Genomic DNA, 3411 nt, shown 5'->3' with positions numbered 1-3411 from the left:
GAGGCCGATGGTGTCCCTTCATGGACTATACACACGGGGTTCTCCTTCTCGACGAACTATGGAACGAACCTCAGGCGCACTATGAGCAGCAAGATCGATATCAATGGAACGTTAAATCTGACAAAGAATTGGAAGCTCAGGTATACTGCATATTATGATCCTGAAGCGAGGAAGTTCACCAACCAGGTCTATACCATTCATCGGGACCTGCATTGCTGGGAGGCCGAATTCATACACTCCAGATTTGCCAGCGACTGGGGATTCTACTTCAGGATCAGGATCAAGGATCTGCCCGACATTTTCCACGAAGTCGGAAGAAGGGGACTGAGTGGAATGAGAGGATTCTGATCTGGTCAGCTCTGGAGAGAATTGTTTCGAATCCTTCCAGAAGTTTCGATCGAGAAGCCTGAAATCGACTCCCGGAACCCTGAAAATTCTCCGATTTAAAAAACCCGAATCTCGAAAAAAGTGATGAGGACGGGCAAAAACAGGTATAAAAGTGTTGACAGCCTTTGGGGACGGGGTTAAAGTTTCGCTGAATTCAGTTAAATGCAAAAGGAGGTGTAAGATGAACAAGACTGAGATGACCGAAAAGGTCGCCAAGAAAACCGGATTGACGATGAAGGATGCGCGCTCGGCCGTAGATGCAATTTTCAGTACTGCTCCGAAGGAAGGCATCATTGCTACCGAAGTAGCAGCAGGAAGAAGAGTCCAGGTCACAGGATTTGGTACTTTCGTACAGCGCAAGCGTAAAAAACGTTTGGGTCGCAACCCTCAGACGGGTGAGACCATCACGATCGCAGCGACAAAATTCCCTGCTTTCGTAGCCGGCAAGTCCCTGAAGGGACGCGTAGCCAACAAGTAAGAGGGATATATTTTTAAGGGGCAAAGAAACTGGAATAGCTTTGCCCCTTTTCCTATATTTACCGGTAGTGGGCCGGTATAGACCTTACCGAAAATGAAAGAAGCCTTATGAAGACCCTGATGGGAATATCGATAGTCCTCACTCTTTTACTTGTCATATCCGGATGTTCTCAGAAGGAGCCGTTCAGGATCCTTTTCACCGGAGACGATCAGGGAAGACTCGTTCCCTCCGGGTGAGGCGACCGGTCTTCCGGAGGGCTGGCCCGGCGGGCTGCCGAGATTAAATCACAGAGAGTATCCGATCCGCAGCTTCTCCTTCTGTCGGCAGGGGATTTCTACGCGAAGTCGGGGATAGTCGAAATGTATCGCAGCCGGTTCCTGTCGTCTATGATGATAGAGCTCGGTTACGATGCGGTAGCCATAGGTGAAAAAGAACTCTCTTATGGGCTGAGGTCCATCCTGGAAGACGCTGCCAGCGGTCTTCCAGTGATATGCGCGAACCTGTACAGGGATGGAGATCGGCTTTTTCCACCCACAGTCATAAAGGAAGTGCGCGGGACGAAGATAGGGATAATGGCCCTCCTCGCAGAGCGTCCAGCCGAGGAGGGAGACATTGAGATCCGCGACCCCGTTGCGGAGGGGTTGATCGTAATGGAGGAACTCCAGAGGGAGACCGACTATACGATCCTCCTGGCTCACATGCGCAAGGAGAAGCTCCGGGAAGTGATCACCGCTCTTGACGGGCTCGACCTGGTAATCAGGGGACATGCCGCGAGTGGACAGGCGGCCCGTGAGGATTGCGCCGATACTCTCGGTGGGATATTCGAGGAATTCGGCATTCCGGTACTTTTCGCTGGCGAAAAAGGCAAGGCCATCGGAATGGCCGGGATCGGATTCGATGAGTCTGGAAAACCGGCTTTGATCGATACTGTGCTGATAGAGTTGGAGAGGTCGATGCCCCGCGATCCTGAAATAGCCGCGAGGATGAAGGATTTCGGCGCCAGCGAGGGAGCAAGGCTGAGAGAGATGAGTATAAGCGAATTTCTGTCACGCGATACGGTCACCGGCAGGATACGGGAAAGGTATCTGGGGATGGAGACCTGTGCCAGGTGCCATTTCGATATCATGTCGGAGTTTATGACCACTCCCCATTTCAGAGCCTTCACGAGGCTCACCCTCGACGACAAGGAAGATGACCCGAGTTGCCTGGCCTGTCACACGACAGGATACGGTCATTTCAGCGGGTATTCTGTCAAATCAGAGGAGAGAGGCGGTACCGACCTGAGAGGAGTGCAGTGTGAGGCCTGTCACGGTCCCGGCACTATCCACAGGAGGGACGGGAGTTATGCCGCCTCCGCCAGAAAATCATGCAGGCGGTGTCATACGTCAGCATGGACCCCCGATTTTAATTATGAGAAGATGATGAGAAATATGCATCATTGTGTGGGCGCCGATTCGTCCGGAACGGAACTGGAGTGATGAGGAAGACTGCTTTTTTCACTGTTGTCCCGGTATTGGCATGCGCGGTCATCCTGATTGCCGCGTCCGCCCTGCCCGCGGGAGATATCGATTTTCTGATACCAGGCGTATCTCTTGAAACGGTCTCTTTCGAGCCGGGAAGCTCGGTCCAGTACCTGATCATCTCGGAGGCCTACGGAGTACTCGACACGACGATGGCGGGACTGGGTGTGATCGAATCGGAAAAAGACTCGTTCCTTCTGGAGATCGTATCTTCATCCTGGCCTGTGATGAGCAGTGAGACGGTGGCTGTGCGCCTCTGGTTGTCTCCGGATATCATATCAGCCGGATCGGCGGAAGATGTCCGGGCCTCTATCAGGTCGATCATCGTCAGGATGGGTGAAGATGATTTCCGCGAACCTTCAGCGGAAGAGATCGAGGATTTCGGGCTGGAGCGGCTTTTTCTTTCCTTCGATGGAGAGACCGAGAGAAGAGAGCTTGGTGAGGAGACGGTCGAAACCCCGGCCGGAGATTATCTTTGTTCTTTGGCGGAATTTTACAGAAGTTCTGACGAGATGCTCGATCTCGGCGGAGTCAAGGCGGTAAGACACGAAGAAGAGACCAGCCGCCTGCTGGTCTCGGATGATGTCCCGTTCTGGGGACTGGTACGCAGCAGGGTGGAGACTTCGAGTCACACCCGGCTTGAATCGAGCAGGCGCAAGCCCAGGCCCAAGGTGACGATCACCGAATCGGTCCTGATATCCTGCACAAAGAGATGATCCCCACGCGAAGATATGATTTTTCCCTGAATCGACCATAATCCGGATTTTCATTTGCCTTGATGCCTTAGAAATCCTATTTTTATTCAGGATAATAATTAAAGTGAGGTAGAAAGTGCGGAATATCAAGGTAGCGTTGCTTCTCTTATCAGTGGTCCTGTTCATATTCCCGGCAAAATCGATCGGCGGTGTATTCGAGCGGGAGTACGGACTTCGACCTGCGGCCATCATAATCACCGACAACGATGAAGAGACGTACAACGCTGTCCGGGAAATCTTGAAATACAGTGATGCCAGGGGACTTATTCAT

General features: G+C 52.3%; 5 protein-coding genes. All 5 read left to right on the top strand.

The genetic code is table 11. The features are described from left to right. A partial coding sequence (locus tag KOO63_08805) for a hypothetical protein (GenBank protein ID MBU8921906.1) occupies positions 1-348 on the top strand: 348 nt, incomplete at its 5' end. A 220-nt stretch (positions 349-568) separates the two neighbouring features. After that, positions 569-865, top strand: a complete 297-nt coding sequence (locus KOO63_08800; GenBank protein ID MBU8921905.1) for an HU family DNA-binding protein — start codon at positions 569-571, stop codon at positions 863-865. A gap of 359 nt (positions 866-1224) precedes the next feature. Beyond that, positions 1225-2343: a hypothetical protein gene (locus KOO63_08795; GenBank protein ID MBU8921904.1), complete on the top strand. Its 1119-nt coding sequence runs from the start codon at positions 1225-1227 to the stop codon at positions 2341-2343. Continuing rightward, positions 2343-3101, top strand: a complete 759-nt coding sequence (locus tag KOO63_08790; protein MBU8921903.1) for a hypothetical protein — start codon at positions 2343-2345, stop codon at positions 3099-3101. The genes KOO63_08795 and KOO63_08790 overlap by 1 nt, the downstream gene beginning before the upstream one ends. A gap of 115 nt (positions 3102-3216) precedes the next feature. Next, positions 3217-3411, top strand: a 195-nt coding sequence (locus tag KOO63_08785) for a hypothetical protein (GenBank protein MBU8921902.1), incomplete at its 3' end; no start/stop codon positions are given.

This window comes from Candidatus Latescibacterota bacterium, assembly GCA_019038625.1.
In the GTDB taxonomy this organism is placed as follows: domain Bacteria; phylum Krumholzibacteriota; class Krumholzibacteriia; order Krumholzibacteriales; family Krumholzibacteriaceae; genus JAGLYV01.
Note: the sequence above shows the minus strand (reverse complement) of the source record. Positions and strands in the feature narration are given on the sequence as shown.

What these genes read in the sequence shown, in the direction of transcription:
- KOO63_08795 (MBU8921904.1), top strand. Translation starts at nt 1,225, where the DNA reads ATGTATCGCAGCCGGTTCCTGTCGTCTATGATGATAGAGCTCGGTTAC.
- KOO63_08800 (MBU8921905.1), top strand. Translation starts at nt 569, where the DNA reads ATGAACAAGACTGAGATGACCGAAAAGGTCGCCAAGAAAACCGGATTG.
- KOO63_08790 (MBU8921903.1), top strand. Translation starts at nt 2,343, where the DNA reads ATGAGGAAGACTGCTTTTTTCACTGTTGTCCCGGTATTGGCATGCGCG.